We start from the raw sequence: 22,991 nt of genomic DNA, 5'->3' as shown, positions 1-22,991 counted from the left end.
TTTATTCGGTTTCCTTAGACCACACTTCATGGATATCATCTCCTTTGGAGCTCATTCCTGTATGATGCCATTTGCCATCTTTTATTTCTCCTGCAAACTGTAGCGAAGAGCCAACGCGTGTATTGTCACGCGAGAAGAAAAGGAGATGTTCAATGTACTTATTGTCTTTGAAAGAATAGTGGCCACCACCGGTACCATAAAATCCGCGTTGAGCAGGATTGATCGCAATCCATTGAAAATGGCCATCCACCAGTAGTTTTATCGTTTTTCGATCACCTCGTGGCATATTGCCCATTTCACCATCCTGCTGTCTTCCAGTTATGCGCCATAGACCATCTAGTGCATTCGATTCTTGAGGTTGCTTAACCCATATGTTGCCCGACTTATCTTTCAGATTTTCGCCTTCCCAATTCAACGGATAGCTTATCGTCTTCCCAACGGAAGCGGAGTCGATATCGTTGTATTCGGTTTGTACGCTGACCGTTTTGCCGTCAAACGTGAAAGATCCGCCTGTAGTAGATAGGTATTGTTTATCCGTGTAATGAATCATCGAGCTATACCCATCTACGAATAACCAAAGTGTGTGCGTATTGCCTGTGTCCATCTTATAAACACCATGCAGTTTTTTATTTTGTGCCTGAGAGCTTATCATACAGATAAGAATTAGGCAGAAGCTAAGTAAAGATCGTTTCATCTGAATGAGTATTTAGGTGAGATATAAATGTAACAAATCACTTATTTAAATGTTTGACTGATACCGATGCGAAGTATTCTATCACAATCGTGACTGGTAAACGATAGGTATTTTCTAGTTTTGGCTTACTATTTGGTAATGCAGTTAAGCGTCATGATGGCGAAATAAGAAGAATACAATTTAGTTAACCCGAATGATCTTCATACAAGATAGTCAAACACAATATATAACGCATCCTGCTATTGGTGAAAAGGCAAAAGAACTCTTTCAACTCAGAAAATTTGATGTGAATACACCCCGGTGGGTCGTTCTTCCTGCCGATTTTATGGCCGAAGCATTTAAGGATCTCACATCTCTTTCTAACACGGGAGATCTACTACGCGCTATAGACCAGTACATATTTCCGGCATCTGTAGAAGCAGATCTTGCACTTCTATTTCCAGATGATGTTCATCTTGCCGTGCGACCTTCGCCTTGGATAGATCAGGGACACGAAGATGCTTTTGATGATCAGTATGCACATTTTATGATCGTACCTCGCAAGCAAGTCTTGCATAAAATAAAAGCAGTTTGGCGATCGATATTTTCAGATGAGGTATTAGCGTATCGTGCAACGCATCGCTTAAGTCCAAACCTGGGAATCGCAGTGATTATTCAAGAGGTGGTGAATGCAAAATCTTCGGGTGTAGCATATGCAATACATCCTACACGAGGTAGTCGTAAAGAAAAATTTATCTCGGGAATATTTGGACTAGGAGGCGCTTCTGGAAATGTTGAAGCAGATACCTATACGGTTACGGCGGGAGGAATAGACCGGCAAATTGCACGTAAAAGAGAGCAGTTAATTCTTCACCATGACAGTGAAGTCGTCACGGAGGAAGTTTTACGGATACATCAGCGTGATCAGGCCGTGCCAGACGAGCATTTACGTACTATATCCAAGTTGTTAGACGATTTGCGTACAAAAAACCAGCAGTTCTATCAGTTGGAGTTTGCTTTATACGATGATAAAATACATATTTTACAGGCACAACCAATTTGGCGATTAAATCAATTGCCCGATACATCGGGGGCATACAATCTTTGGGACAACTCCAATTTTGCGGAAGACTATTCGGGTGTGATTACCCCGTTGACTTACTCCTCCATAAAAACCTATTCAGAAGCAGATCAAAAGATTCGAGCGGCATTTTTTGGCGCTTCTAAGGCGGTGATGAAGCGCTACAAAGACTTTTTTTCGAACACGCTTGGCCTTATCCATGGTAGGTTGTACAGCAATTTACGCGTGCAACAGACATTGGATGCGATGTTACCAGAGAATCGAGTCGATATCCATTTTCTGCCACAGGAGAACCTCACAACATATCAATTTGATACTGCGGACGTATATCGTGGATCAACTAATGAAGCTTGGCGGAGTATGGTGTTTCTGACAGGAAAAATGTATAATCGATACCGAGTGCTTAGCCAGAAAGGTGATGAGTTTAGAAAATACAGCGAAAAGGTACTTCGCAAATTCCACAATCTAGATTGGCAAACAAAAAACCCGCAAGAACTGATACATATGTATCTCCAACTGGAGCGAACATTGCTAGCTAACTGGGATATACCGTTTCAGGCTGATTTCTTTTTTAAAGTGCATTTAGGATGGTTAAAAAAGCAAACATCGATCTTTAGCAACAGCGATAAAAGAGATCTAGCGACAGACTTGTTGCTGGACACGACTTCTTTGGATGCTATTCATCCACTACAACGTCGGATAGAAATTGTGCAAAAAATTAAAGCCTCCCCATTGTTAAAAGAACTATTCGAATCCGAGGGGGAGAAGCAGATTCGGCACTTTATGCAGCACGATAATCGTGAGGAAACGATGGTTTTACGCCATGTGATAGACGATTACTTAGTCGAGAATGATGCTTATTGTGAAATTTCGCGACAGGCATCCGAAAATCGAATCGAACATGATTCCCTTGAGCTTATCGGAGTACTAAAAAGTTACTTACATCGTCACATTAGTGATCTTGATCATGCTAGGCAATTAGAGTCGGAGATCAGAACCTCTGCTGAAGATAAGATGAATCAAAACCTGAAGCGGAGTCCACTTAAACGATGGTGGTATCACAAAATATTGCGTAATAGTCGAGAAATGCTTCGTATGAAAGAAAATTTTCAATACGATTACAAACGCTTGTGGGGTGTAGTCAACCGTTTGTTCACTGCAATGGGACGTAGGTTAGTAGAAGAAGGGGTTTTGGAGTTTGAAGGCGACATTCATTTTTTAAGTAAAGAAGAAATTTTTGCATTTGTTGAAGGGAGAAGCATAACAGCCGACCTCAATGCGCTCGTTGGGTTGCGAAAAGAGGAATATGAGAGATTCCAAGCGATGCCACAATTGGCAACACAGATCGCTACATATGGTATTCCGTATAGAAGCAACGATCTCTTTGCCGTCGCAAATAAATCAGTGCCGCAAGTAACATGGAAAGGTCTGGCTTGTTGTCCGGGTAAGACAAGAGGTGTAGCGCGTATCTGGAGTGGTCAACAATCCTTTGCATTAGCAGATGGGGAGATCATCGTAGCCCGGTGTGCAGATTTAAGGTTAGAATCAGAAATTGCTGTCACATCGGCCTTGTTATTGGAACGAGGTTCTGTCTGGAATCCAATTTGCGTTTTGGCGCGGCAGATGAATGTGCCCACCATCGTAAATATTGACGGTTTGTTAGACAATTTGCAAGATGGTGACCTGATAGAAGTAGATGCAATACTAGGAGAGATCCGAAAGATATAAAAGTAATGTACATCTAATTAAGAAGGCCTATTTTATTAAAATAGGCCTTCTTAATTTACTCGTTATCCTGCTTATCAATTTTTTCCCTTTTTCCAGTATCAGGATCGTATTCATATTCTGTCTGCTCAATAACCACGGCGAAGGAGGATGGTTGAATACCATGACCATAACGGATCGCATATCTTTTGGTGAACTCCGCTCCAAAGAAGATAATAGCTGAGGTATAATACACCCAGCTCAGTAAGATGATAATCGATCCAGCCGCCCCGAAAGCACTAGCAGTCGCGTTATTTGATAGATACATAGATATGCCCCATTTTCCGAGCATAAATAGCAACGCAGTAAATATAGCGCCTCCTAAAATATCTTTAAAACGGACCTTGGCATCAGGCAACACCGAAAATATAAAGCCGAATAATGTTCCGATAACGACGAAGGTGACTGCGGTATTTACCCAATCTAACAAGTCAATATTTATCCAAGAGAACGTATTTCCAATTTCTGTTGATAATAATCCGATTATACTACTGAGTATTAAGGAAGCCATTAACAGAAATGCTAATCCTAAAATCATCGAAAAGGAAAGCAAACGATTAATAATCATTTTTAACCAACCTTTTTTAGGCTTCGGTTTTACATTCCAAATCGTATTGATCGATTGCTGTATATTTACGAATATCGTAGTGGACGTAAAGATCAACGTTCCGATACCGATAATAAATCCGATATTGGATTTAGAATCAGAAGATATCTTTTGGATAGCCGATTCGAGCATCACCGCAATATCAGCACCAAACAACGAGGTGAGTTCTTCCATCACTTCGTTCTGCGCTCCATCATTGCCACCAATCTGATTTCCATAAAAGAAACCCAGTGTCCAAATGAGGATCATAACCAATGGGCCGATTGAAAATACCGTGTAATACGATAAGGCGGCACTCATTTTAAGGCAATCATGCTCCATGAAGCCCATTCCGGCATCATAAACTAACCTAAAATACTCTTTAATCTTTTGCAGCATAAACCTGAAAAATAAATTTATATTATATATTATTCAAGGTATCAGCTATTGAGGTATGCAGGGACTATTCTTCTTCCGCGTAGATCTCGTCTACTGCTTTCTCAAATTTCTCCAAGATCACTTTACGTCGTAAGCTCAATTTTGGTGTAAGTTCGCCATTATCGATAGTCCACTCTTCTGGGAGTAATACGAATTTCTTCACTTTTTCCCATTTACCAAATTTAGTCATAGCGTTATCTACGATTTGATCGTATTTTTCAAGAACTTCTTTTTGACCGATAAGTTCTTCTCTTGAAGAGAAGGAGATGCTCTTGTGTTCTGCCCATTTTTCGAGGTCTTCAAAATTTGGAATTATTAATGCACTTGGAAAGCGTCTGTTTTCCCCAATAACCATTACCTGACCAATAAACGGAGATTCCATTAATTTGTTTTCCAAAACTTGAGGAGCCACATATTTTCCGCCAGCCGTCTTAAACATTTCCTTCTTACGATCTGTAATTCGCAAGAAGCCATCAGCAGTCAGTTCTCCAATATCGCCGGTGTGAAAATAACCTTGTTCGTCAAAAACTTCGGCGGTAGCTTTTTCATTTTTGTAGTATCCTTTCGAAATACTCGGTCCTTTTACTAAGATCTCGCCATCTTCAGCGATCTTAACATCTAGATTTCCTAAGACCTTACCGACGGAGCCAAATTTTACACCGGTGTCTTCCATCGAGTTGACGGATATTACCGGAGAAGTTTCTGTTAATCCGTATCCTTCAAGCACGCGTATGTCTGCCGCCCAAAACACGCGAGCCAACCTTTCTTGCAGTGCCGCCCCGCCCGATATGATGAAGCGTACTTCGCCACCCAGAGCATCTCTCCATTTAGAAAAAATCAATTTACGGGCAATACCGAGCTTGAAATTATACCACGCCGAATTTTTGGTCGGCTCTTGATATTTATGTCCTAAATCGAGCGCCCAGAAGAAAAGTGCTTTTTTGATGCCACTAAGGCTTTTGCCTTTCGCTACGATCTTATCATATACTTTCTCTAGTACGCGCGGTACTGTCGTGAAAAATTGCGGTTTAACTTCATTGATATCTACGACGATATTGTCCAGACTTTCTGCATACCAGATTTGGATACCACGTGCGAAATATAAATAAACAACCATGCGCTCGAAGATGTGCGACAATGGCAAGAAACTAATCGATTTTTCACATCCATCAGGCACGAGGTGCTGACAGCCATGCACATTACTTAGAATGTTTTTGTGAGAAAGGTATACGCCCTTTGGTGTACCCGTGGTACCAGAGGTGTAGATCAGTGTCAATAAATCCTCTTCGTTAACAGCGTCATTATAGGGCTTTAAATCTGTATCTTGTTCTTTGCCAATTTCGATCAAATCCTTTAGGGTATTTTGTCCCTCTACATCATCTATGGTATATATCTCAACATCTAAGCCATTTTTGCTAATGGCTTCATTGATTTTGCTAAAAAGCTCATTGTTACTGACGAATAATAGCTTGACCTCTGAATCTTGAATGATATACGCCAAGTCCTTAGCAGATAGGGTTGGGTAAAATGGCACAATAGCCGCACCAATCTGATTGATCGCAAAGTCAATCATATTCCATTCAGGTCTGTTGCCAGACATGAGACCAATGCGATCGCCTTTTTTTATACCTTTCGCTATTAATCCTTTGCTAGTGTAATCCATATTTTCTACGAACTCAGCCGTAGAGACAGTCTTCCAAGAATTGCCTTTTCTTCCGCCCACCATGATTGGCTTTGCATAGTGATCGCGGTAATTATGTATGATGTCAAATATTCTCTTAAAGTCGCTCATCGTTTATTGGGGATAAAATTGTGGTTTATAACAATTTGTGGCTTGAGTATGTTTACTAAGTTAGGGTTTTTTGCTTAAAAAAATATATTTTAATATCAGTTAAAAGTGAAATAACGTTAAATTTGCTTTCTCGTATCATAAACATTCGTATAATCGCAAAACAAATACAATAGTAATATACTATGAAAGTAAGTACAAAATTTTATCTCCTTCTCACGTTTACATTTTTGTTCTCCGCTGGCGCTCACGCGCAACTAAGTTCGCAGCATGCCGCAGGTTTGCGGTTTGGTAGTGCCACCGGTTTTAATTACCGTTATGCATTGAATGATGTGAATGCTATCGAAGGAATTTTGAGTGTACAAAGTAATTCCACATCGAGTCGTTTTCGATTGGTGGGATTGTATCAATATCACCAGCCTATTAACGAAGATTTTAGCTGGTATTGGGGTTATGGTGGTAGTATTGGTTCTTACACCATGAAAGCATTTCAGTCGCAACAATCAGATGGTACGATCAATATGCATCCGCGTACTTCAGAATTAGCGTTAAGTGTAGACGGTGTTGCTGGTGTCGAATATAATATCCCGACGACACCCATTGCGGTTTCACTCGATGTGAAGCCCTATTTTGATTTCTTACAATCATCTAGCTTTCGTGTTATCGATACGTTCGGATTCTCGGTGCGTTATCAGTTTTAGTCTACGACCTTATTCATTGATTTATCACTATATTTAATAGTATGAATAAATTTGCATTTTTATGTATGCTCCTATTATCTATTACGCACAGTTCACTACCAAGTAGCGCACAATCGTACGATATGTTTGTGGGTACGTACACGAACGGGACGGGTAGTAAAGGAATTTATCGTTTTAATTTTGACGCCAATACAGGCGATGTTAGGCCGATCTCGGTGATAGAATCGCCGAATCCATCATTCTTAGCAAAATACGAAAATCGACTTCTAGCGGTTAACGAAGGTGACGGTGAGCAAGCTACGCTATCGCTTTTTGATATCGCAACAGCGAATGTCAAACTTATCGACAAATCTACCACTTTGGGCGATCATCCTTGTCATGTGGCCTTTGATGCGGCGGGTAATATTGCGTTGGTTTCTAATTATTCTGGCGGATCGCTTGCACTATTTAGTCTCACTGATAATCGTACTAAGTTAATTCTACACGATTTGCTGGAATATGAAGGAAGCGGTCTCAATCCAGATCGGCAGCAACAATCACACATTCATTCTACATTTTTTAATGAGGGCTTGGCCTACGTGTCTGATTTAGGTAATGATCAAATCCATGTGTATAGCTTGAGCCATGATGGTACAGACTTGCGAAATGGTGCATTGACATTGAATGAGCAGACTATTATTCATACCATCAAAGGTGGCGGCGCTCGGCATTTGACGTTCAGTGCCGATGGGCAGACCTTGTATAGCTTGCAAGAGTTGACGGGCCAAATTGCTGTTTTTCGTAAAGAAAATGACGAATGGGTATTGAAACAGATTGTCGCGTTGTATGGTGACGGCTTCGAAGGAAAACAAGGTGGAGCCGACATAAAGATATCGCCCGATGGCGGCAGTTTGTATGCTACGAATAGAGGCGATGCAAACCTGATTGTACATTATGCCGTACTACCTAATGGATTGCTAGAATGGCAAAACAAATACAGTGTGCAAGGAGCTGGTCCGCGAAATTTTGCCATTACACCAGATGGTGGCTATGTGTTGGTCGCTAATCAAGATACGAACCGAATTGTAGTGTTTAAGCGGGATAAATTTACCGGAGATTTAGAAGATACGGGCAAGCGCATTGAGGTGCCTGCACCAGTTTGTATTTTATTTTAAGATCTTGTCGCAGTAGGTTTGATCTGCAAATGATCTAATTTTTTGCCAAAAATAGATTTTTCAGATACTTTAGAGAAGCCTGTGCGTAAGTACAGGCTTTTTGCTTTAGGATTTTCCTGATCTACCAATAGGCCGACAGTAGCTTTCTGCTCATGTACGTAAAAATCAATAATGTGGCGAAGTAAAAGCTGACCTATACCCATACCTTGTGCTTGCGGCGCAACGGCGATCGTGTCGAGATACATCTCTCCAGCCGCAGTTTCGTCAAATACCACTGGATTATGTTGGTATTCTTCGGTGATAAACTTCAAGACAGGTTTTCTTAACTTTTCTAAATCTGCTCCATCATATAGAGAAGCTTGTCCCAGAATAGTTCCATCAGCTTCTGCTACCCAGATATATTGGTGAGAGTATTGGTTATCTGGTTGAGCGATTAAATATGCCAAAAAATCGATGGCTTTTGCATGCTCATTTTGTCCAATCAAATAACAAACAATGTCCTCCATTGCAAGAAGTAGGATGGGAGCCAATTGATTTGCATCCTTGGGTGTTGCTTTACGGATTTGTACGGTCATAATGGAGATTAATCTAGATTTTATAGCACAAAAAAATGCCGACATGTAATTAATGTCGGCACTCTATGACTGATAGACAAAAGTTATCTGCTTATTTATCTAATTTTTCGAATTTATCGTAGTCAATTTTTTTCGACTTTATTTTGATTACACCTTTCAAGTAATCGAATACTTTCAATGCTTTAGCCTCTTCAAACAAGCGGTTAGCTTGCTCTCTGTCTTGTAGCAACTGCATTGCGAATTGGTTCAATTGCTCGTCTGTAGGCTCCTCATTGATGTTGTACATCTTGATTTGAGAATAGATACGCTCTTTGGCCAAGCTTACTACCTCATCATATTTTACTTCTAAGTTATTAGCAGTTACGATGCGGTTCTCAATCAATGTCCATTTCAAGTTTTTCAAGAAATCGGCGAATCCTTCTTCCAACTCTTCGTCAGAGATTTCTGGGTTAGTAGCTTTCAACCAACGTTTCAAGAAAGGCTCAGGGAAAGAAGCTTCTACTTTGTCCATACCGAAAGTATAGATATCGTTGCGCAATCTTTGGTCAGAGTTCTGTTTGAATAAGTTCTCCACTTCCTCTTTTACTTTCGCTATGAATTGCTCTTCTGTAGTCACTTCACCAGCAGGGAAAAGCTTGTTGAAGAATTCTTCGTTCAATTCTGCTTCTTCGAGGCGGTTGATGTTTTTTACCGTCAACTCAAACTCTGTTACATCTAAAGCAGTAGCTTCATCTTCAGTAATACCTAGCAAGCGAGCGATATCAGCCACTTTAAATGCTTTTTTGATGTCAAATTTAACAGCGTCATCTTTCTTCAATCCGATAAAAGTTTTTTTGATAGCTGCATTTTCAACCAAATCAGTACGTACAGAGGTTGTTTTCTCGATACCTTCTTCTTTGTTTTGCTTCAAGTCAGCGTACAATACGTCGCTTTCTTCAGAAACTTCTGGATTAATCATTTTTCCGTAGCTTCTGCGTAGGTTCTTAACGCGTTCGTCCAAAGTAGCTGTATCCGCTTCGATATCATAAGCTACAAATTCAGTATCTGCTGAGAATGGTACATCGAATGCTGGTGCTAAACCAATTTCGTACTCAAAAGAGAATGCATCATTGAAATCCCAGTTGTATTGTGTAGAGTCGTCCTCAGCTTTTGGTAGAGGCTGTCCTAATACTTCCAGTTTTTGCTCTGTGATGTAGTTAGAAATTTGATCACTTACCAAACGATTAACTTCGTCGAACAAAATAGATTTACCATAAGTACGTTTGATGTGACCTACAGGAACCATTCCAGGACGAAATCCAGGTAATTTTGCTTTTTTTGCCTGATCTTTTATGGCTTTATCTACTTGAGGATTATAATCTTCAGGTGCCAAGTCAACCGTAATGCTGGCGTTGATGTCGTCTATTTTCTGGTGTGAAATATTCATACTCTTTTTTGTAGCGTAGTTTTAAAATCGCATTAATAAAAAAATCCTCCCGATATCTATTGGTCGGGAGGATTTTGAGTGCGGAAGAAGGGACTCGAACCCCCACGCCTTGCGGCGCCAGATCCTAAGTCTGGTGCGGCTACCAATTACGCCACTTCCGCAGTTAGGATTTTTTTATTGTGCCACAAAGATAGGTTGCGGATTGATATTTGTCAAGTCTTTTTGTGTATTTTTTTGATAAAAATATAAAGATTGTCTGTAAATGGGTGGTAATGATGTGCTTAATTTTCTATAGAGATTGTCCGGCGAAATAGCAAGAGCGACATCTTGGTTCATAACTTTCCTTTTCGCCCAGCATCACGCGTTCTTCGCGGTCGTTCAGCCGATACGAATAAGCTGCTGGCGCACCACATCGTACACATACGGCGTGCACCTTGGTCACGTGTTCTGCAATGGCCATCAAAGCTGGGATTGGTCCAAAGGGTTGCGCTTTAAAATCCATATCTAAGCCAGCCACCACCACACGTATACCTTTGTTTGCAAGCTGCACGCAGACATGCGGCAGTTCATCATCAAAAAACTGTGCTTCATCAATACCAACTACTTTCGTGTCTGCGCTTAATAATAGTATAGCCGAGGAGTGCGCTACCGGCGTAGAAGGAATGCTATTACTATTATGGGAGACGATGAATTGCTCATCGTAGCGTACATCTACCTCTGGCTTGAAGATTTCTACCGGCAACTTGGCAAATTGTGCTCTTCGCAGTCTGCGAATCAGTTCTTCGGTCTTGCCCGAAAACATGGAGCCCGTAATCACCTCAATACTTCCGATCGGAGAAGAACGATGTTGCGTGAAATTATGTTCAGAGAAAAGCATCATCTATGGAGCGTGTTTTATTTGTGTATAAGTGTTATTTGCGCGCGCAAATCCCTGTGCTAATATCGAAATTAAATGTTATTTTTGACGAACAGGAATCGGCTTAAAAGGGCAAGCATGTCAGTGTCAGTTTTTTAAATTTTGCCTAAACTTTTGGCATTTCTACCTGTTACCAAATGGGTATATATTTTCATTTACTATAATTATTTCATATATGTCGTATTCAGAGAACGATGTGCTAGCAAAAGTGGGAGATTTACTCGTTGAGATCAACGAAGAATATGCAGCAGTGCAGGATCAAGAAGGGCAGTTTGCTGTGATAAAATTCGGAATGTTGGCTGCAAAAGCTAAATACCTAGCAGCGCACTTTGATCTCTTGAGTCAGTTAGATGCCCAGCAATCTGCGGAGATAGCCGTTGGAACCCCATCAGCTTCGGCCGAAATAACTTTTACGCCGGCTACTACCAAGGTGGAAGAAAAGGCAGATTCGAAGGAAACAATTGAAGAAATCGCTGCAGATCAAGAAGAGACTAAAGCAGAAAATACACCCGAAACGCAGCCCGAACCAGAACCTGTAGAGGAGGAATCTTTTGAAGAAGAAATAGAAGAACCACAGCCAGAGGAAGAAGAACCGGAAGTAGAAGAAGAGCCTGCTAAAGAAGATCAACGTGCAGCTGCTGAACCACAAGCAGAAGCGCCAAAAGCTCCAGCTACAGATAAGCCAGTAAAAGAGGAAGCAGTGGTGAAATCTGTCGTCGAAGAAAGTCGTACGGTAGAATTAAATCAACCTCAGAACCGCGAAGAAGCTCCAGCAGCTAGTAGTCGTCCGCTTACGTTGAACGAGATGATTCAACAGCAAAGACGTGCGGGCCTGACGAATGCAAACCAGTTTAAGACACCTGCTACCAAAACGGAGCAGATTGTAGATCTTAAAACTGCGGTAAGTCTGAATGATAAATTGTTGTTTATCAAGGATTTGTTTAATGGCTACAGCTTGGCTTACACTGAAGCTATTGAGCTATTGAATCGTTTTGATAATATGGCCGAAGCTGATGCCTTTCTGCAAGCCAACTACTCCCTAAAAAATAATTGGGCATCTAAGCCACAAACGGTAGAAAAGCTCTACAATATCCTACAAAAGAAATTTGCTTAAGCCTCGTGCTTAATGCTTTTTGGTGTTAGCGGAGGTCAAATTGAACCCAGTCTTGGCCATGGTGGCCATAGACAAAGTACTTCGATTGTATGATCTCCGCAAATATTTCTACTTGTCTCTGAAAACCTTCTGGAGATGTATTTTCTACAACATCCTGCTGCATAATATAAAGCTCATTGTTAGCAATAGCGGGCGATTGCGCGATGGCATCTTCCTGCAATACTACGGGCAGATCTGCGTACAATAAATCGTCTTGTTGTATCACAATGATTTTTTCGGCTTCCTGAATGTCTGTAGTCGGCAGCCAGGTTCCACCTCCGATTTCTACGGCTTCCTGCGTTAGGGCGCTGAAATCTTGCGAAAGATTCCGAATATTACTGATCAAGGCTACGCGTGGACGCGATTCGGCCGAGATGAATTTGAGCTTGTGATACACAATGTCCACTTCTTCCTCCAGGCGCTCATATGCTGCCATGTCCGTAACTTTTAATGTTTGCAGTAATTTTTGGTATTCGCTCTCTCTCTCCATAGTGGCTTGTGTTCCGAATTTTGCCAAAGGTACATAAGCCAAGTTAAAAAGCGATAAAACTGCACATCATTGGTGCGATTTTTGATGATTTTCTGGCAGAATATTTAATAAGGAAAGCTATGTTTGACAAATTATTTCAGGCGCAACAAAAGGCCCAAGAGATCAAAGCCCGTTTAGATAATATCTCGGTATATGGAGAGGCAGAGGGTGGTAAGATCAAGGTGATGGCCACGGCCAATAAAGAAGTTAAAGAAGTTTCCATCGATCCGATATACATGGAAAATGCGGATCGCGAACAATTAGAGGAATTACTCGTGGTCGCTATCAACAAAGCTTTGGCACAAGCCGAGCAAATCAGTCAAGGAGAGATGCAGGCTGCCACGCAAGATGTATTGGGCAATCTAGGTGGTTTGGGAGATTTATTCGGTAAGGGGTAATCGTAAACGACAACATTCGCTAAGTACCAATATAGAAAAACAGTACACATATACTATTTATAAATGAAAGTAACCTATTACGGGCAATCCTGTGTAGAATTTGATTTTGACGGCACCAAGGTGCTGTTAGATCCTTTTATATCACATAACCCACTGGCCGAAGGAATCGATATTGACCGTATCAAGCCAGATTATATTTTTTTAAGTCATGCGCATGGTGATCATGTAGCCGACATGGCGCATATTCAAAAACAAAGTAATGCTACTGTAGCAGCGATCGTAGAAACAGCTGCTTGGGTGAAATCACAAGGCGTACCAGAAGATAAGGTGATGGACTTTAACTTCGGCGGAACGCTGGATTTGCCATTTGGAAAAGTGAAGATGGTGTACGCATTGCATACCAATAGCACTCCAGACGGACAATATGCTGGCGTAGCGGCCGGATTTGTGTTCTTCGTTGGCGACAAGAAAATATACTTTGCTGGCGATACCGCGTTGACAATGGAAATGAAGTTATTGGCTGATCTGAATTTGGATTGGGCATTTTTGCCAATTGGTGGGCATTATACCATGGATGTAGATGATGCACTACGTGCTGCTAGTTTTATTCAATGTAAGAATGTGATTGGTATCCATTATAATACATTTCCGCCGATATCTATTGATCCAGAGCAAGCAGCGGCAACATTCAGTGCTGACGGGAAGAAACTCTATCTACCCTTGATTGGCGGAGAAATACTTTTGTAACCGAATGGTAAAATAAGCGGCAAAAAAAACGGGAAGAATAAATTTATGCTTCCCGTTTTTTTCTGTTTGTATCCGGACGTGTATTATCCTTGGTTGATATGATAGTCTACCAAATCATCAATAGGAGAGCGAAGGATTTTTCCAACGGACATACCGTATTGTTTCGCCTTGTCCGAAAGCACATTTCTAAAATTGTAACCTACCGATCCAATACAGTTAAATGAGTAGGATTGATAATCTGGATATTTGCTTACTAGATTTGAAAAGAAAGCTTCAAAAGCATCATCTACGATAGATCTAGTGTATTGGATATTGACATTATTATCATAAACAAACTTACTAAAGCTGGCACAAAAACGATTAGCCAAAGGCTTTGTGTAGACATTATCCATGATCTCATCAGGTGTCAATTTGTACGTGTTGAAGAAAACCTCAGCTACGTCTTTTGGCATCAAGCCACGGATGAAATCCGTCAATAGCTTCTTGCCGATATAACTTCCACTACCTTCATCGCCTAAGATATAAGCTGCCGAATCGATATTATGGGTGATTTTTGATCCATCATAGATACAGCTATTCGTACCTGTGCCCAAGATCGCCGCAAAGCCCGTTTCGGATCCTAATAACGCGCGTGCAGCTGCTAGTAAATCATGGCCTACCTCTACCTGAGATTGCGGAAATACCACTTGTATAGCATCTTTTACGATGTTTGCTTTCTCCTCATTATGCACACCAGCGCCATAGTAGTATACTTCTTTGATCTCTTGAAATGGAATATCGTTGGGTAATCCTTTTTTTAGAGAAGACACAATGTAAGCACTGTCTACGAAATAGGGATTGTATCCCTCCGTGTTAAAGTAAATTTTCTTTTTTGAATCGTCCAACAAACACCAGTTTGTCTTGGTAGAACCACCATCAGCAATAACAATCATTATATAGATGTTTTGATTTTTTATATTTGTGTTAGTAACCTTATACTTAATAAATTCACCGCGATAGATTTTCGCTCTGCGAATGTTTTGCAAAATACATTATTAATCTTTAAATCAATAACGGTTACGGTAAATAAATAGCTGCAGAAAGGTGTATTACAGATTTCGTATTCACAAAAAAGGCCTTCAGGTTTATCTGAAGGCCTTTTTTGTGATAAAAAAGAAATTGATTACTTAGTGTATAAGTTACAATTTGAAGAGAACTTAGTGACTCGCTTCAACTTCAATTTTTTCCATGTCGATACCCTGTTTCTTCAAAAATCCTTTGACCATGATCGCAAAAATTATGATGTATAGGAATCCGAATACTGGTACGATGTAAGAATTGTGAATACCAATAATGTCCGCTAATTTTCCTTGAATCGGAGGCAAGATACCACCACCTAAGATCATCATTACTAAGAAGGCAGATCCCTGCTCCGTGTATTTGCCCAATCCTACAATAGAAAGACTAAAGATAGATCCCCACATAATCGAACAAGCTAATCCACCTGCCAAGAACGCGTAAATAGCAACTGTACCTGCAGTAAGTAAACCAACCACCATCGCGATCAATCCGAATGATCCAAAGATAACCAGCGTGCGGATAGGACGATCTTTACTAAAGAAGAATGCCGCAATTTGAATGAATACACAAATCACATAATAATACAACACCGACATATCAAAACCAGCTAAGCTATTGACTCCAATAATGAGTGTAAATGCGATTAATGGTACTACGACGATCAAAATCTTTTTGGTGTTTGTCATTAAGTTAAATGCACTTAGAGCACCTGCCCAACGCCCGATCATCATACTACCCCAGTACATGGAGATGTATGGCGTGATTTCAGACGATTGCAAGTTTCCGAATTCATCGAGTGTCAACAATTCGCCTAAATTACTACCAATCGCCACCTCGATACCCACGTAAAGAAACAAGGCCAACATGCCTAATACCAATTGTGGATATTGCATAGCACCCCAGCCTTCTGGTTTCTTTTTTGCACGATTGTAAGCAAACACCAATCCGCCGACCATCACCACTAGCGCGGCAGATAACCAAGCCATACGCTTTAATTCTAGAGGATGTCTCAACGCTTCTATCTGTGCAGAGATCGAAGTTTGCGTTGCTGCATCGATCGTTGCTTTTAATTGTGCTTGCAAAGCCTCAATCTGTAGTGCGGCTTCGCTTTTGTAACTCATAAATACAGGAGCAAATGCGCAAAACAATAAAACCGTCATAACGATCAATGTCGTTCGGGCTTTATTAGCCGGCTCCATTGGCTCCAAATTGTATCCGTCTGGTACTTTCTTCGAGAAATAAAATAAGGCCGATGCCAATAAGAATAAGAAGCCGACACCAGTATAAAGAATCACGACTTTGCTTAAGGGTAAATTAGCAATGTCCGCGTCAGATACTGTTTCAAATGTACCAAATAAAGCAAATCCGATAACCAGTGGGCCAATAGTAGTTCCTAACGAGTTGACACCGCCACCAAGATTAACGCGCGATGCGCCGGTCTTCGGATCGCCTAAGATCACGGCAAAAGAATTAGCAGCCGTTTGCTGCAAGGAGAATCCTAAAGCTACAATGAATAGACCAATCAGCATGGCTGTGTACACGTTAATTTCTACCGCACCAATCATTGCCGCGGCTCCCACCGCAGAAAATAATAAGCCGTATACAATACTGCGTTTGTAGCCCCATTTTCCAACCAAATCTTTTCCGGTTAGTGTGCCAAAAATAAAAAGTAATAATGCGCCTGTATAATAAGCGGAGTAATAAGCAAAGTCAATTAATTGTGACTGAAACTGATCTAAACTGAAGTAATTCTTACAAAAGGGGATGAAAATACTATTACCGGCGGCAATAAATCCCCAGAAAAAAAACACTGTTATCAAAGTATACAGCGCAGGGTAGTTCGTTTGTATAGGTTTGTTGTTCATAATATTTTTTTGACGGTGATAAACATACGCATTAATTTGAGTTAATGCCAGATATTATTCAGAACATTCGATTTAGCAGTGTCATAAAACCACTTTTACAAGCGTATAGATAAAGACTGGTAGAAAAAACGCTATTTTAATTTTGAAATAACGTTACGAATGATTTTCTTTGTAGCAGTTCTAAGTTTATCCTTACTGGAAAAAGAAGCCTCAAACAGTTTCGTCCTTTCCAACGTTCTAGCAAAAAGAAAGAATTTAAAAGTGTTGTTGACGAATGAGGATAAAATTCGATAATATAATCCTGTATTTTGTACATATAAATTAATGGAGATCAAAGAATTGAATACTAAGCTCGTGTCTGAATTGCGCGAGATAGCTAAAGTATTGGGGATCCCTGATACAGAAAAACTAAGAAAACAAGAGTTGATTGATCGCATTTCCAATATTGCTGCAGATTCTAAAGAGGCTGCTCCAGAGCAAGAAGAAGAGTTGGAAGATGCTGTAGAAACGGATGCTGTAGAAACGGATGCCGCAGAAACGGATGCTGCACCACGTGCGCGCAAAAGGACTCGTACCGCTGGTGGCGTAGAACCTGTATCTGTTGGTCGTCGATCCGCAGATGACACTTTAGTAGCCGAGCGCGAAAGACCTGTCGTTACTGAAAGACCTACTGAAGCTCCAGCAGTGAGTGTAGAGCAACCTGCTGCTAAAGCTGCAGCAGCAACAGCAACTGATTTTGATAATGTTATTGTAAACGAAGGTGTATTAGAAATCATGCCAGATGGTTATGGCTTCCTACGCTCTTCAGATTATAATTATTTAACTTCTCCAGACGATATTTACGTATCACAGTCGCAAATCAAGCTTTTCGGCTTGAAGACAGGCGATAATATCCGTGGATCTATCCGCCCACCAAAAGAAGGAGAAAAATATTTCCCATTAGTACGTGTAGAATCTATCAACGGACAAAATCCGGCAGAGATTCGTGACCGTGTTCCTTTCGATTATTTGACACCTTTGTTTCCGGATGAAAAATTGAACCTTGATCTAGGCGTAGGCAACTACTCCACACGGATCATGGATCTTTTTACACCGATTGGTAAAGGTCAACGTGGCTTGATCGTAGCGCAACCTAAAACGGGTAAAACCAACCTATTGAAAGAAGTAGCGAATGCGATTGCTAAAAATCACCCAGAAGTTTATTTGATTATTTTATTGATCGATGAGCGTCCGGAAGAGGTGACCGATATGGCTAGAAGCGTACGTGCAGAGGTTATTTCCTCCACGTTTGACGAGCCTGCCGATCGCCATGTGAAGATTGCTAATATTGTTTTAGAGAAAGCAAAACGCATGGTAGAATGTGGGCATGATGTCGTGATTTTATTAGATTCTATCACTCGCTTAGCTCGTGCTTATAATACGGTTGCTCCAGCATCTGGTAAGATTTTATCTGGTGGTGTGGATGCTAACGCATTGCACAAACCAAAAAGATTCTTTGGTGCGGCACGTAATATCGAAGATGGTGGTTCATTGACTATCTTGGCTACTGCATTGACCGATACGGGATCGAAAATGGATGAAGTAATTTTCGAAGAGTTTAAAGGTACTGGAAATATGGAGTTGCAGCTTGATCGTAAGCTTTCCAACAAACGTATCTTCCCAGCTATCGATTTGACAGCATCTAGTACGCGTCGTGATGATCTATTGGTAGATCGTGAGCAATTGCAAAGACTATGGGTGTTGCGTAACCACTTAGCAGATATGAACCCTCAAGAATCAATGGAATTCTTGTTAAGTCAGATGCGCGGTACTAAATCTAACGAAGAGTTTTTGATTAGCATGAATAGCTAATCCCATTAGAAATTTATAATTTTAGGCCACCTTCCTTCAAGAAGGTGGCTTTTTTATTTTTCACCACAAAGCATGAAACGACATATTCCCAATACCATTACCATATTCAACTTGCTGTCCGGATGTGTCGGCATATCCTTTGCCTTTCAAGGACGATTTGATTGGGTATTATATTGCTTGATAGCCTGCGGAATCTTTGATTTCTTGGATGGTACAGCGGCGCGTTTGTTGCAGGTTCGCTCTGATATTGGCAAAGAGTTAGATTCACTGGCCGATGTGATTAGCTTTGGTTTCTTGCCCGGCACGATTCTCTTTATGATGTTACAGGAAACGACATCTTCAGTGTATTTACCATATGCAGGTTACATCGTGACGGCTTTTTCAGCACTGCGATTGGCCAAGTTCAATGTGGATATCAGACAATCCACCGATTTTATCGGTGTCAATACACCGATGAATAGTTTTGTTATTATTTCCTTGCCTTTTATTGCCCAGCGCTTTCCGGCTATTTTTGCTAATAGCTATTTTTTGGTTGCCATCATTGTACTTAGTTCTTATCTGCTGGTTTCAGAGATCAAACTATTTTCGATGAAATTGAGCAATTTATCTTGGGCGTGCAATCGATACAAATACTTGTTTCTGTTGTCTAGCGTGTTGCTTATTGTACTATTCCACTACCTAGCTTTACCGCTTATACTATTAGCTTATATTTTATTTTCCAGTCTTCATTTTTCAAGCGAAGAGCAAAAAACAGCGCATTAAGATAAGCTGCTGTAAAAGTGATCAAGCTCTAGCATCATTTGATGGAATTGCTTTTTTAGATCATGAAATAACGGTAGAATCAGTGTTAAATCTGTTCCACGACGTGCAGAGCTTTCTAATACTTGAAATTGTACATGCAGCTCCTTGGCTCCAATGTAAGCCATAGTGGGTTTCATGTGATGTGCCTTTGAACTGATCTCAGCCAGATCTTGCTTTTCGATAGCTTGGCTAAGATTGCTGAAGTCTGCACGGCAATGTGTTAAATACATTCCTATGAAGGTCTTGATCATTTGCTCGTCGCCAAACATATTGGTTTTGATCAGGTCGGGTTGTATAAAAGTATAATTACTCATATAGTTGGTAAACAGATGATTGATCAGAGCATTTTTCAAGCAGTTCGCTGTTTGTCTGCTTCAAGATCGGATGTGTGTAATTTGGGGCGATTTCCGCGAGAGGGATTAACGTAAAATTGCGTTCGCTGATATAGGGGTGGGGAATATTCAGATCGGCCTCATCTACCACGTCATGATTAAAATACAAGATGTCTATATCAATGATTCGCGCTCCCCATTTTATTTTGCGAACACGGCCAAGTTTATCTTCAATTTGTTGGCAGGTTCGCAGTAATTCCATGGCTGATAGCGCAGTATCCACTCTTAAAACCTGATTGAGAAAAGCATGCTGATCTACCAAGCCCCAAGCTGCAGACTCGTACACGCTTGATAGTTCTTGTACTTCACCAATTTGTGTTTTTATCTCCGATAGGGCATTGTGTAGTTGCTGAGCGGGATTGCCCAGATTTGCTCCTAACAATAAATATGCGCTATTTAATTTCACCTATACAAGGTACTAAAAGTAAGTTAGATAACCGGAAAGGGATTTGATATTTTCTTAATAGGATAGTTCGAAGCACAAATTTACTTTTATTATTTGCGGTTTTCTATTAGATTTACAAGACATTCACGCCAATACATATGAAGCAATTTTTTAAATATGTACTCGCCACGGTAGTTGGCGTTTTTATTTCGTCCATTCTAGTGGTTTTAATTTTTGTCGGTATCATCACCGCGATGGTTTCCTCGCTTGGTTCGAGCAGCGAACCTACGGTATCGGCCAATTCGGTTTTACATATTACTCTAGATCATGTGATTACTGAAAAGACCGTTCCTTCACCCTTTGAAGATATTAACATCCCAGGTGCTCCAGATTCTCGCTCTTTGGGCTTGAATGATATTGTAGCACGAATCAAAACGGCCAAAACCGATAGTAATATCAAAGGTATCTATCTTAATGTCACCACCGTAAATGCAGGTTTTGCAACTATACGAGCCATTCGCAATGCGTTATTAGATTTCAAGGAGTCGGGCAAATTTATTGTCTCATACAGTGATGTGATGACTCAAAAAGCATATTACTTATCTTCCGTAGCTAATGAAGTATATATTAGCCCCGTTGGTTCTGTGGATTTTCGCGGTTTATCGAGTTCGGTTATGTTCATGAAAGACGCGTTGGACAAATTGGGCGTAGAGATGCAAGTGGTGAAAGTGGGCACGTATAAAAGTGCGGTAGAGCCGTTCATCCTCAACGAGATGAGTGCGGCCAATCGCTTGCAAGTGGATGCGTATCTTAATAGCTTATATGATGGCTTTGTTAGTGATATCGCGAGTGCACGTGCTTTGGATGAACATGCGGTGCGCCGAGTAGCGAACGAGTACCTCATCCAATTCCCAGAGGATGCCGTCAAGCAAAAATTTGTAGATAGTTTAATTTATAAGGATGAATTATTGCTAAAGCTGAAAGAGAAGGTAGGAATCGATCAGAAGAAAGATCTGTCATCCATTTCATTGCTAGATTATCGTAAATCATCCGATGCAAGTGGTACTTCTGGCGCGGGTCGTATTGCGGTATTGTATGCTTTTGGTGATATCGTCGATGGCAATACGTCTGGCGATGAGCAAATCGGTGGTGAGTCGCTTTCCCGTGAATTGCGCAAGCTACGCGAAGATGATAAAGTAAAAGCGATTGTTTTACGGGTAAATTCTCCGGGAGGATCAGCTTTAGCGTCTGACCTGATCTGGCGTGAGGTGAGCTTGGCAAAGAAAGCCAAACCAGTAATCGTGTCTATGGGAGATTATGCAGCATCTGGTGGCTACTATATCTCTGCCGCTGCCGATTCTATTTTTGCAGATGCAGGAACGCTGACGGGTTCGATCGGGGTTTTTGGCTTGATTCCCAACTTACAGAACTTATTCAATAATAAATTAGGTCTACATTTTGACGTTGTCAAAACTGGCCCATATGCAGATGTAAGTGTGGATCGACCATTGACGGCCGAAGAAAGAACGATTGTGCAAGGTGGTGTAAACCGTATTTACCAACAATTTATGCAACGCGTAGCTGATGGTCGCGGATTGACTATAGCACAGGTAGATAGTATTGGCCAGGGGCGTGTATGGACAGGCAGCCAAGCAATCAAATTGGGCTTGGTGGATCGCTTAGGAACATTGGATGATGCAGTGAAAAGTGCTGCAAAAATGGCTAAACTAGATTCTTACAAGATCTCTGAATATCCACGAACGAAAGATCCATTCGAATCGATATTCAGTAGCTCGAAGGAAAAGGTTAAGATGTGGTTTTTGAAGGATGAGCTAGGGGAACACGTGCGTTACGTAAAAGATCTTAAACGCGTGATGCAAAACACGGGTATACAAGCACGTGTGCCATACGAAATAGAAATATATTAAGACATGAAGGTGACGCTGGTATGCGTAGGGAAAACGGACGAGAAATATATTGAGGAAGGTATAGCAAAATATACCAAGCGGTTGATTCATTACGTTAAGTTTAATATCACCGTGATTCCTGATATTAAAAACAGTAAAAACCTGAGTCAGGATCAGCAAAAGGAAAAAGAGGCCGATTTGATCTTGAAGCAGGTAGAAAATTCTGATATGTTGATGCTGCTCGACGAAAAGGGACAGCAATACCGATCGGTCGATTTTTCAAAACTTCTGGACAAAAACATGGTTAGTAATGTACAGCACATGGTGGTCGTGATCGGTGGGCCGTATGGGTTTAGTGATCGGGTGTATCAGCGAGCTAACGGATTGTTGTCATTATCAAAGATGACTTTCTCACATCAGATGATCCGTCTGTTCTTTGTGGAGCAGCTGTATCGTGCTTTTTCTATTATGCGCGGTGAACCATACCACCATGAATAATTTTTGTGGAATTATACTATTTATTGCATCATATAATAAAGGAGGTAAATATGGATTTAGATAAATATAAAAGAGACTATAAGTATCGAAGCCAAGAAGGGGCGCATGGAGGTGGTGTGAATAAGTGGATCATCATTATTGGTGGTGCTGTTATTGCACTTTTGGCCTACTTTACGTCTTAGTCGCGCTCAAGATGCCCACACGCGAGTGTGGTGCATGTGTTGCAAAAAGCCTCGCTGATTTTATCAGCGAGGCTTTTCTTATTGGTGGTCGTCCTTGCGAACGGGAAGTACGAAGGTGCGG

Annotated in this window: 22 protein-coding genes and 1 tRNA gene; 11 read left to right on the top strand and 12 right to left on the bottom strand. The window is 40.9% G+C overall.

The window, feature by feature from the left end:
• Position 1 precedes the first annotated feature (1 nt).
• Complete coding sequence (locus tag AC3IRT_RS14275) at positions 2 to 652, bottom strand: hypothetical protein (protein ID WP_489393881.1); 651 nt, start codon at positions 650 to 652, stop codon at positions 2 to 4.
• 235 nt (positions 653 to 887) lie between these two features.
• On the opposite strand from AC3IRT_RS14275, the gene AC3IRT_RS14270 reads away from it, so the two are divergent.
• Positions 888 to 3,482, top strand: a complete 2,595-nt coding sequence (locus AC3IRT_RS14270) for a PEP/pyruvate-binding domain-containing protein (protein ID WP_489393880.1) — start codon at positions 888 to 890, stop codon at positions 3,480 to 3,482.
• Between the two features lie 55 nt (positions 3,483 to 3,537).
• Here AC3IRT_RS14270 and AC3IRT_RS14265 read toward each other — a convergent pair whose 3' ends face one another.
• Both AC3IRT_RS14265 and AC3IRT_RS14260 read right to left on the bottom strand, forming a co-directional pair.
• The gene (locus tag AC3IRT_RS14265; protein WP_489393879.1) at positions 3,538 to 4,503 is read right to left on the bottom strand and encodes a YihY/virulence factor BrkB family protein; all 966 of its coding nucleotides are present in this window, start codon (positions 4,501 to 4,503) and stop codon (positions 3,538 to 3,540) included.
• Between the two features lie 64 nt (positions 4,504 to 4,567).
• A complete protein-coding gene (locus AC3IRT_RS14260; protein ID WP_489393878.1) occupies positions 4,568 to 6,334 on the bottom strand; it encodes an AMP-dependent synthetase/ligase in 1,767 nt (588 codons plus the stop codon).
• Between the two features lie 182 nt (positions 6,335 to 6,516).
• Here AC3IRT_RS14260 and AC3IRT_RS14255 point away from each other — a divergent pair, with 182 nt between their 5' ends.
• Together AC3IRT_RS14255 and AC3IRT_RS14250 are read left to right on the top strand one after the other, a co-directional pair.
• Positions 6,517 to 7,032, top strand: coding sequence for a hypothetical protein (locus AC3IRT_RS14255; RefSeq protein ID WP_489393877.1), 516 nt, complete (start codon positions 6,517 to 6,519; stop codon positions 7,030 to 7,032).
• A 65-nt stretch (positions 7,033 to 7,097) separates the two neighbouring features.
• The gene (locus AC3IRT_RS14250) at positions 7,098 to 8,186 is read left to right on the top strand and encodes a lactonase family protein (protein ID WP_489393876.1); all 1,089 of its coding nucleotides are present in this window, start codon (positions 7,098 to 7,100) and stop codon (positions 8,184 to 8,186) included.
• On the opposite strand, the gene AC3IRT_RS14245 is transcribed toward AC3IRT_RS14250, so the two are convergent.
• The 4 genes from AC3IRT_RS14245 to AC3IRT_RS14230 form a co-directional block, all read right to left on the bottom strand.
• Positions 8,183 to 8,761, bottom strand: coding sequence for a GNAT family N-acetyltransferase (locus AC3IRT_RS14245; RefSeq protein ID WP_489393875.1), 579 nt, complete (start codon positions 8,759 to 8,761; stop codon positions 8,183 to 8,185). The genes AC3IRT_RS14250 and AC3IRT_RS14245 overlap by 4 nt on opposite strands.
• Before the next feature lie 91 nt (positions 8,762 to 8,852).
• Positions 8,853 to 10,187 (bottom strand): trigger factor, encoded by a 1,335-nt coding sequence (locus tag AC3IRT_RS14240; RefSeq protein ID WP_489393874.1) that lies wholly within the window; start codon positions 10,185 to 10,187, stop codon positions 8,853 to 8,855.
• Between the two features lie 79 nt (positions 10,188 to 10,266).
• Positions 10,267 to 10,348: transfer RNA gene (locus tag AC3IRT_RS14235), tRNA-Leu, on the bottom strand.
• 128 nt (positions 10,349 to 10,476) lie between these two features.
• Positions 10,477 to 11,064 (bottom strand): thymidine kinase, encoded by a 588-nt coding sequence (locus AC3IRT_RS14230; protein ID WP_489396139.1) that lies wholly within the window; start codon positions 11,062 to 11,064, stop codon positions 10,477 to 10,479.
• A gap of 214 nt (positions 11,065 to 11,278) precedes the next feature.
• Here AC3IRT_RS14230 and AC3IRT_RS14225 point away from each other — a divergent pair, with 214 nt between their 5' ends.
• Positions 11,279 to 12,217 (top strand): DUF8457 domain-containing protein, encoded by a 939-nt coding sequence (locus tag AC3IRT_RS14225; RefSeq protein WP_489393873.1) that lies wholly within the window; start codon positions 11,279 to 11,281, stop codon positions 12,215 to 12,217.
• 25 nt (positions 12,218 to 12,242) lie between these two features.
• Here the strand turns inward: AC3IRT_RS14225 and AC3IRT_RS14220 are convergent, their stop codons facing one another.
• The gene (locus AC3IRT_RS14220) at positions 12,243 to 12,746 is read right to left on the bottom strand and encodes an ABC transporter substrate-binding protein (protein ID WP_489393872.1); all 504 of its coding nucleotides are present in this window, start codon (positions 12,744 to 12,746) and stop codon (positions 12,243 to 12,245) included.
• Positions 12,747 to 12,865: 119 nt separating this feature from the next.
• On the opposite strand from AC3IRT_RS14220, the gene AC3IRT_RS14215 reads away from it, so the two are divergent.
• Both AC3IRT_RS14215 and AC3IRT_RS14210 read left to right on the top strand, forming a co-directional pair.
• Positions 12,866 to 13,183 (top strand): YbaB/EbfC family nucleoid-associated protein, encoded by a 318-nt coding sequence (locus AC3IRT_RS14215; protein ID WP_489393871.1) that lies wholly within the window; start codon positions 12,866 to 12,868, stop codon positions 13,181 to 13,183.
• Positions 13,184 to 13,246: 63 nt separating this feature from the next.
• Positions 13,247 to 13,930 (top strand): metal-dependent hydrolase, encoded by a 684-nt coding sequence (locus AC3IRT_RS14210; RefSeq protein ID WP_489393870.1) that lies wholly within the window; start codon positions 13,247 to 13,249, stop codon positions 13,928 to 13,930.
• Between the two features lie 83 nt (positions 13,931 to 14,013).
• Here AC3IRT_RS14210 and AC3IRT_RS14205 read toward each other — a convergent pair whose 3' ends face one another.
• Both AC3IRT_RS14205 and AC3IRT_RS14200 read right to left on the bottom strand, forming a co-directional pair.
• Positions 14,014 to 14,862: an N-acetylglucosamine kinase gene (locus tag AC3IRT_RS14205; protein WP_489393869.1), complete on the bottom strand. Its 849-nt coding sequence runs from the start codon at positions 14,860 to 14,862 to the stop codon at positions 14,014 to 14,016.
• Positions 14,863 to 15,126: 264 nt separating this feature from the next.
• Entirely contained in the window at positions 15,127 to 16,854 is a 1,728-nt protein-coding gene (locus AC3IRT_RS14200) for an MFS transporter (protein WP_489393868.1), read from the bottom strand.
• Positions 16,855 to 17,178: 324 nt separating this feature from the next.
• On the opposite strand from AC3IRT_RS14200, the gene rho reads away from it, so the two are divergent.
• Entirely contained in the window at positions 17,179 to 18,705 is a 1,527-nt protein-coding gene (rho, locus tag AC3IRT_RS14195; protein ID WP_489393867.1) for a transcription termination factor Rho, read from the top strand.
• A 72-nt stretch (positions 18,706 to 18,777) separates the two neighbouring features.
• Complete coding sequence (locus AC3IRT_RS14190; RefSeq protein ID WP_489393866.1) at positions 18,778 to 19,467, top strand: CDP-alcohol phosphatidyltransferase family protein; 690 nt, start codon at positions 18,778 to 18,780, stop codon at positions 19,465 to 19,467.
• Here AC3IRT_RS14190 and AC3IRT_RS14185 read toward each other — a convergent pair.
• Both AC3IRT_RS14185 and folK read right to left on the bottom strand, forming a co-directional pair.
• A complete protein-coding gene (locus tag AC3IRT_RS14185) occupies positions 19,464 to 19,820 on the bottom strand; it encodes an Hpt domain-containing protein (protein ID WP_489393865.1) in 357 nt (118 codons plus the stop codon). The two genes, AC3IRT_RS14190 and AC3IRT_RS14185, sit on opposite strands and share 4 nt — an antisense overlap.
• Complete coding sequence (folK, locus tag AC3IRT_RS14180) at positions 19,813 to 20,304, bottom strand: 2-amino-4-hydroxy-6-hydroxymethyldihydropteridine diphosphokinase (protein ID WP_489393864.1); 492 nt, start codon at positions 20,302 to 20,304, stop codon at positions 19,813 to 19,815. The genes AC3IRT_RS14185 and folK overlap by 8 nt, the downstream gene beginning before the upstream one ends.
• Before the next feature lie 137 nt (positions 20,305 to 20,441).
• On the opposite strand from folK, the gene sppA reads away from it, so the two are divergent.
• From sppA to AC3IRT_RS14165, 3 genes are read left to right on the top strand one after another with little or no spacing between them, the layout of a single operon-like run.
• A complete protein-coding gene (gene sppA / locus AC3IRT_RS14175) occupies positions 20,442 to 22,211 on the top strand; it encodes a signal peptide peptidase SppA (protein ID WP_489393863.1) in 1,770 nt (589 codons plus the stop codon).
• 3 nt (positions 22,212 to 22,214) lie between these two features.
• Positions 22,215 to 22,688 carry a 23S rRNA (pseudouridine(1915)-N(3))-methyltransferase RlmH gene (rlmH, locus tag AC3IRT_RS14170; RefSeq protein ID WP_489393862.1) on the top strand — a complete coding sequence of 158 codons (474 nt, stop codon included), beginning with the start codon at positions 22,215 to 22,217 and terminating at the stop codon, positions 22,686 to 22,688.
• 50 nt (positions 22,689 to 22,738) lie between these two features.
• A complete protein-coding gene (locus AC3IRT_RS14165) occupies positions 22,739 to 22,870 on the top strand; it encodes a hypothetical protein (RefSeq protein ID WP_489393861.1) in 132 nt (43 codons plus the stop codon).
• The last annotated feature ends 121 nt before the right edge of the window (positions 22,871 to 22,991 follow it).

The sequence above is a fragment of the Sphingobacterium sp. KH_072 genome, from assembly GCF_057837975.1.
This window is presented reverse-complemented; position numbering and strand designations above follow the sequence as displayed.